The following is a 6,004-nucleotide window of genomic DNA, read 5'->3' as shown; positions in this document are numbered from 1 at the left end:
AAGCATCCACCAGCGCGAGCGAGAGCGTGAAGCCCTCGGGCACCTCTTCTTGCATTGCACGCCTCGCTTTGTATCGACAATAAGACGAAGGGACTGTCCCTCTGTGTCTTATTGAGTATAGGAGCCCGGCGCTGCTCGTCGCCGCTGTTCGTTTAGAATTGAACAACCGACTCAAACGCGCGAAAGGCGACCAAACATCATGACCGAGCCCACGACCACGGCCACCGAGGACGAGCTCCGCGAAGAGGGCCTCCACCGCGCCTATACCGCCATCGCGCAGATCTATCTCTCCATGCACCGCGTCGACGTCGCGCGTGGCACCTACGAGACCATCAAGGCGACCGACGCCATACGCCGCTTTGAGGCGGACCGTTCCGGCAACTTCGCCGTCAACTCCGAGAGCATCATCCGCGGCCTCGCCGAGGAAGAGAGCTACCAGAACGCCATGGAGTTTCTCGACCTCTCGACCATCGCCGACCGCATGGCGGGCTCCGATCACATATCCACGCAGTTCACGGGCAAGGTGGCGGGCAACTGCAAGCTCCACTTCATCAAGGAGGACACCGACGCCGCCGGCAAGCCGCTCCATGTCATCTTTGCCGTGGAGGTCGCCGACGCCGATAAGCTCAGCCAGGTCTTCGATGTCCTTGCCCGCAACTTCCAGAACGTCTTCTGGATTGACCTCGTCGGTGGCATGGCCAAGGTCTTGAAGCTCGACGGCTACATCACCAAGGGCCTCGACCGCAACGACCACCAGTACTTCCCGTACCCGACGGTCCTCAACAACTACATCGACGACCGCGTGCATCCCGACGAGCGCGAGGCACTGTGCGACGCCATCGGCATCGAGGGTCTGCGTGAGGCTTTCCTCGAGCAGGGTAAGCCGGAGCTCGTGGGCAACTACCGCATCCTGGTGGACGGCGAGGTCCACAACTTCCAGTACAACTACTTCAAGATGGACGACGAGGGCTTCGTTGTCTGCGGCTTTCAGAATATCGACGCCATCATCGAGGAGACCCTCGCCAAGGAGCGGGAGCTTATCGAGGCGCGCGACGAGGCCGACCGGGCCAACAACGCGAAGACCGAGTTCTTGCTGCGCATGAGCCACGACATCCGTACGCCGTTGAACGGCATCGTGGGCATGCTCGACATCGCTGACCGCTTCCCCGACGACCCCGCACGGCAGGCAGATTGCCGCGAGAAGATACGCGAGTCCTCCAAGGTTCTGCTCGAGCTCATCAACGAGGTGCTTGACATGAACAAGCTCGAGAGCGGCGAGATCGTGCTGGAGCACGTGCCGTTTGACCTGACCGATGTGGCCCGCGATGTCTACTACGCGCTGGCGAAGCAGGCGGAGGAGCGCGACATCAGCATCGTGCAGGTGGATTGCGCCGTGCCGCACGCCAGACTCGTGGGGAGCCCGACGCACCTGAAGAGCGTGATCATGAACATCATGTCTAACGCCGTCAAGTACAACAAGGACCACGGCAAGATTTCTATTACCTGCACAGAGACAGAGGCGGCGGACGGCATGGTCGAGCTCGTGTTTATTTGCAGCGACACGGGCATCGGCATGAGCCGGGAGTTCCAGGAGCACATCTTCGATCCGTTTGCCCAGGAGCAGGCCTCGCCGCGCACCAGGTACCCGGGCACGGGCCTCGGTATGTCCATCACCAAGAGCATCGTGGACAAGATGGGCGGCACCATCGAGTTTTCGAGCGCGCAGGGAGAGGGCACCACGTTCACGGTGCGGGTCCCGCTCGAGATCGACAAGAGCGCATGCGCGGCCAGCGCGGCCGACGAGGCGTCTGAGCAGGCTTCCATTGACAAGATGACGCTGTTGCTCGTCGAGGACAACGACCTCAACCTCGAGATAGCGCAGTTCCTCCTCGAGGAGGAGGGCGCGAAGGTGGAGGTGGCGCGCGACGGCCAGGAGGCGGTTGACGTCTTCACGGCGAACGAGCCGGGCCACTTCGACGCCATCTTGATGGACATCATGATGCCGGTGATGGACGGCTACGACGCGGCGCGGGCCATTCGGGCGCTTGCGCGCGAGGACGCCGCGAGCGTGCCCATCATCGCGATGACGGCCAACGCCTTCGCCGAGGACAAGCTGCGGGCGCGCGAGGCCGGCATGGACGAGCACGTGGCTAAGCCGCTGGATATCGACCTGCTGGTCCAGACCATCGACCGGCTCGCGGGGCGTAAGTAACGGCCGCGGTAAGACCATGAGCGTCCTTTCGCATGCTCGGGGCAAATTGCGAGTTCCCGTGTGCATTATGTAGAGCTAAGCGCGGCGTCGGGAGGCTTTTATGGCTGGCAAGAAGTTCGTATTCGCTTCAGACTCGTTCAAGGGGACGCTGAGCTCGCAGGACACGGCCCGGCTGCTCAGCGAGGCCGCGAGCGAGCACTTTCCCGGCTGCGAGTGCGTGAGCGTGCCGATGGCCGACGGGGGCGAGGGCACGACGGCCGCCGTGGTGTCCGCTTGCGGCGGTGAGCTGCGGCGTGTTTACGTGCACGATCCGCTGGGCCGCGCGATTCAGGCTGAGCTCGGGCTTCTTCCCGACGGCCGCGCCATCGTGGAGACGGCGGCCGCCTCGGGCTTGCCACTGCTCGATGCGGGCGAGCGCGATCCACGGCGCACAAGCACCTACGGCACAGGTGAGCTTATCCGCGTGGCACTCGATGCCGGCGCGCGCGAGGTGAGCGTCGCCCTCGGCGGTTCCGCCACGAACGACGGCGGCATGGGGGCGATGCGCGCGCTCGGCGCACGGTTCCTCGACGCGGGTGGCGATGAGTTTGAAGGCACAGGCGCTGACCTGGCGCGCGTTTGCAAAATCGATCTCTCGGGCCTTGACGACCGCCTTGCCCAGACGACCTTCGTGGCCATGTGCGACGTCGACAACCCGCTTCTGGGCGAGATGGGCGCGACCATGGTCTTCGGCCCGCAGAAGGGCGCCGATGTCGCGGCGTGTGCCGAGCTGGAGGCCGGCATGCGCAACTACGCGCGCGTGCTCGCCGACGCGCTGGGGTTCGACACCACGACGCCCGGTGCGGGTGCCGCAGGTGGGCTCGGTGCCGCCTGCCAGGCGTTTCTTGGCGCGAGGATGAAGAGCGGAGTCGAGCAGGTTATGGCCCTCGTCGGGTTGCGAGAGGCGCTGGTGGGTGCTTCGGTCTGCGTGACGGGGGAGGGCCATGCCGATGCGCAGACGGCCCGCGGCAAGGTTGTCTCGGGCGTCGCCGCCGCCTGCGCCGACGCCGGCGTGCCGTGCGTGGCCATCGTCGGCGGAATGGACGCGGGCGCCGCAACGTTGCGCGGCGTGACTGCGATGGTCCCGACTCAGATCGACGCCATGCCGCTCGACGAGATCCTTTCGCGCGCCGAGGAGCTCTACGCCCTCGCTGCTCGCCGCGTCTTCTCGCTGCTCGCCGTTCGAATCTGATCGCGCTCAACGTACACGCCTGCGGTTTGGGGACTGTCCCCAAACCGCTGCAGAAAGGGGACTGTCCCCAAACCGCAGGCAGGTCTCCGTCGCCTGCCACGGGCTACAGTCATTGGTGGCATGCGCTAGTCAGCCTAAATTTGCGAAGGATTCTTTGCGCAGCCGCCTCTTCGCGTGAGTGATACACTGCCATACGTCAAACGGGAGCTGGCGCACGCCGGCTGAGACTGGGCCCATCGCGGCCCTGACCGTCAACCTGATCCGGGTAATGCCGGCGTAGGAACCATAAGCTTCGCTCGCTTGGGGCACCTACGGAAAGCTGTGGGCGCCTTTTTTGGTGCCCCGATGCGCGGATTGCCACCGCGCGGAAAGGAGCGAGTGCATGAATTGCTCAATCGCCATCCAGTACCTTCCTATGGACGCGGCAGACGACGACGCCACGTGCGACGCCGTTGACGCCGTCATCGCCTATATCGACTCGACGGGCATCGACTACTTTGTCGGCCCCTTCGAGACGGCCATCGAGGGCGACTACGAGGCGTGCATGGAGATTCTCAAGAACTGCCAGCTCGTGGGTGCCGAGCACGGCTGCAAGCACGTTATGACCTACGCAAAGATCAACTTCAAGCCCGAGGGCGACGTCATGTCCACCGACCATAAGATCGGCAAGTACCACCCGAACGACCCGGAGTTCGCCAAGACCTCCGCGGCCGTGGCCTAGGCCGGGACCCGCATGCGCATGCCGTCAAAGAGGGTCGTGGCGCCCACGCTCGCCGTGGCGGGGCTTCTCGCCGTCTGGCAGCTCGTCTGCACGGCGGGGTTCGTGCCCAACTTCATGCTGCCGAGCCCGGTCGAGGTGGTCCAGGCCCTGGTCAAGGACTTCTCGCTTCTGATGGGGCACCTTGCAACCACGCTTGCCGAGGCCGCCATCGGCCTTGCCATCGGCGTGGCCGTGGGCTTCGCCTTCGCCGTCCTCATGGACAAGTTCGAGACCTTCTACCTGGCTTTCGACCCGCTGCTCACGGTGAGCCAGACCGTGCCCACCGTGGCCGTGGCGCCGCTTCTGGTGCTGTGGTTCGGCTACGGGCTTCTGCCCAAGGTTCTTCTTGTCGTGCTGACCACGTTCTTTCCCGTGACGGTGGCGCTGGCCAGCGGCTTTAGGTCGGTGGACCCCGACCAGATCGACCTTCTGCGCACGATGAACGCCTCCGAGTGGCAGATCTTCCGTTACGCCAAGCTGCCCGCGGCCGCCGACCAGTTCTTCAGCGGCCTGCGCATCAGCGCCACCTACGCTATCGTGGGCGCCGTGATCTCCGAGTGGCTCGGCGGCTTCACGGGCCTGGGCGTCTACATGACGCGCGTCCGCAAGAACTTCGAGTACGACCGCATGTTCGCGGTCATCATCATCACCTCCGCGCTCTCGCTTGCCCTGATGAAGGGCGTCGACGTCCTCGAGCGCATCTGCATGCCCTGGAAGAGGGCAGAAAGGAACGACTCCTAATGAAGAACCTCGACCTCGTCCGCGCCGGCCTCTCCCGTCGCGCCTTTGTTGCCAGCTCCGCCGCCGCTGCGGCCACCCTTGTGCTCGCGGGCTGCAACTCTGGCTCCGGCAGCTCCGACGGCGCCTCCTCCAGCACCGGCGCTTCCTCCTCCGGCGAGAAGACCGCCCTCACCTTCTGCCTGGACTACACTCCCAACACCAACCACACCGGCATCTACGTGGCCAAGAACCAGGGCTACTTTGATGAGGAGGGTCTGGACGTGACCATCGTCCAGCCCGCCGACGGCACGGCCGAAGGCGCCATCGGCACCGGCCAGGCGCAGTTCGGCGTGAGCTACCAGGACTACATCGCCGCCGCCTACGACTCCGGCAACACCGGCCTTACCGCCATCGCGGCCGTCATCCAGCACAACACCTCCGGCATCATGAGCCGCGCCGAGGACAACATCACGCGCGCTAAGGAGATGGAGAACCACGTCTACACCACGTGGGACATGGCCGTCGAGCAAGCAACCATCAAGCAGATCATGGAGTCCGACGGCGGCGACTACTCCAAGCTCTCCATGGTCGCCTACTCCGTAGACGACGAGGTCAGCGGCCTTAAGGCCAACCTCTTCGACTGCGTGTGGGTCTACGAGGGCTGGGCGGTCCAGAACGCCAAGGTCCAGGACTACGCCGTGAACTACTTCGACTTCCGCGCCATGGACGACGTCTTCGACTTCTACACGCCGGTCCTTGCCGCCAACACCGAGTACGCCGCGGCCAACCCCGAGGTCACCAAGGCCTTCCTGCGCGCCGCCAAGAAGGGCTACGAGTTCGCCGTGAGTCAGCCCGCCGAGGCCGCGAAGATCCTCTGCCAAGAGGTGCCTGAGCTCGACTCCGCGCTGGTCGAGGCGTCGGCCAAGTTCCTCGCCGGCGAGTACATCTCCGAGGCCGAGAGCTGGGGCGTCATCGACCCCACCCGTTGGAGCAACTACTTCCAGTGGCTGAACAACAACTCGCTGGTGCAGAACAAGCTCGACGTTAACGGCGGCTACGACACCTCTTACCTGGCCTAACG

Annotated in this window: 5 protein-coding genes and 1 riboswitch; all 5 genes read left to right on the top strand. The window is 64.5% G+C overall.

Going from position 1 to position 6,004, the window contains the following annotated elements:
* The first annotated feature begins 199 nt into the window (after positions 1–199).
* The 5 genes from U5709_RS05380 (at position 200) to U5709_RS05360 (ending at position 6,002) form a co-directional block, all read left to right on the top strand.
* The gene (locus U5709_RS05380) at positions 200–2,212 is read left to right on the top strand and encodes an ATP-binding protein (RefSeq protein WP_321972956.1); all 2,013 of its coding nucleotides are present in this window, start codon (positions 200–202) and stop codon (positions 2,210–2,212) included.
* Between the two features lie 100 nt (positions 2,213–2,312).
* Positions 2,313–3,443: a glycerate kinase gene (locus tag U5709_RS05375; protein WP_321972955.1), complete on the top strand. Its 1,131-nt coding sequence runs from the start codon at positions 2,313–2,315 to the stop codon at positions 3,441–3,443.
* Between the two features lie 190 nt (positions 3,444–3,633).
* Positions 3,634–3,746: riboswitch (TPP riboswitch) on the top strand.
* A 79-nt stretch (positions 3,747–3,825) separates the two neighbouring features.
* Positions 3,826–4,164, top strand: a complete 339-nt coding sequence (locus tag U5709_RS05370) for an MTH1187 family thiamine-binding protein (protein ID WP_321972954.1) — start codon at positions 3,826–3,828, stop codon at positions 4,162–4,164.
* Positions 4,165–4,182: 18 nt separating this feature from the next.
* The gene (locus U5709_RS05365) at positions 4,183–4,944 is read left to right on the top strand and encodes an ABC transporter permease (RefSeq protein WP_415913451.1); all 762 of its coding nucleotides are present in this window, start codon (positions 4,183–4,185) and stop codon (positions 4,942–4,944) included.
* On the top strand, positions 4,944–6,002 hold the full coding sequence (locus tag U5709_RS05360) for an ABC transporter substrate-binding protein (protein WP_321972309.1): 1,059 nt from the start codon (positions 4,944–4,946) through the stop codon (positions 6,000–6,002). Before U5709_RS05365 ends, U5709_RS05360 begins: the two co-directional genes overlap by 1 nt.
* Positions 6,003–6,004: the final 2 nt, after the last annotated feature.

It is taken from the genome of Paratractidigestivibacter sp. (assembly GCF_963660155.1).
GTDB lineage: Bacteria > Actinomycetota > Coriobacteriia > Coriobacteriales > Atopobiaceae > Paratractidigestivibacter.
Note: the sequence above shows the minus strand (reverse complement) of the source record. Positions and strands in the feature narration are given on the sequence as shown.

What these genes read in the sequence shown, in the direction of transcription:
- U5709_RS05380 (WP_321972956.1), top strand. Translation starts at nt 200, where the DNA reads ATGACCGAGCCCACGACCACGGCCACCGAGGACGAGCTCCGCGAAGAG.
- U5709_RS05375 (WP_321972955.1), top strand. Translation starts at nt 2,313, where the DNA reads ATGGCTGGCAAGAAGTTCGTATTCGCTTCAGACTCGTTCAAGGGGACG.
- U5709_RS05370 (WP_321972954.1), top strand. Translation starts at nt 3,826, where the DNA reads ATGAATTGCTCAATCGCCATCCAGTACCTTCCTATGGACGCGGCAGAC.
- U5709_RS05365 (WP_415913451.1), top strand. Translation starts at nt 4,183, where the DNA reads ATGCCGTCAAAGAGGGTCGTGGCGCCCACGCTCGCCGTGGCGGGGCTT.
- U5709_RS05360 (WP_321972309.1), top strand. Translation starts at nt 4,944, where the DNA reads ATGAAGAACCTCGACCTCGTCCGCGCCGGCCTCTCCCGTCGCGCCTTT.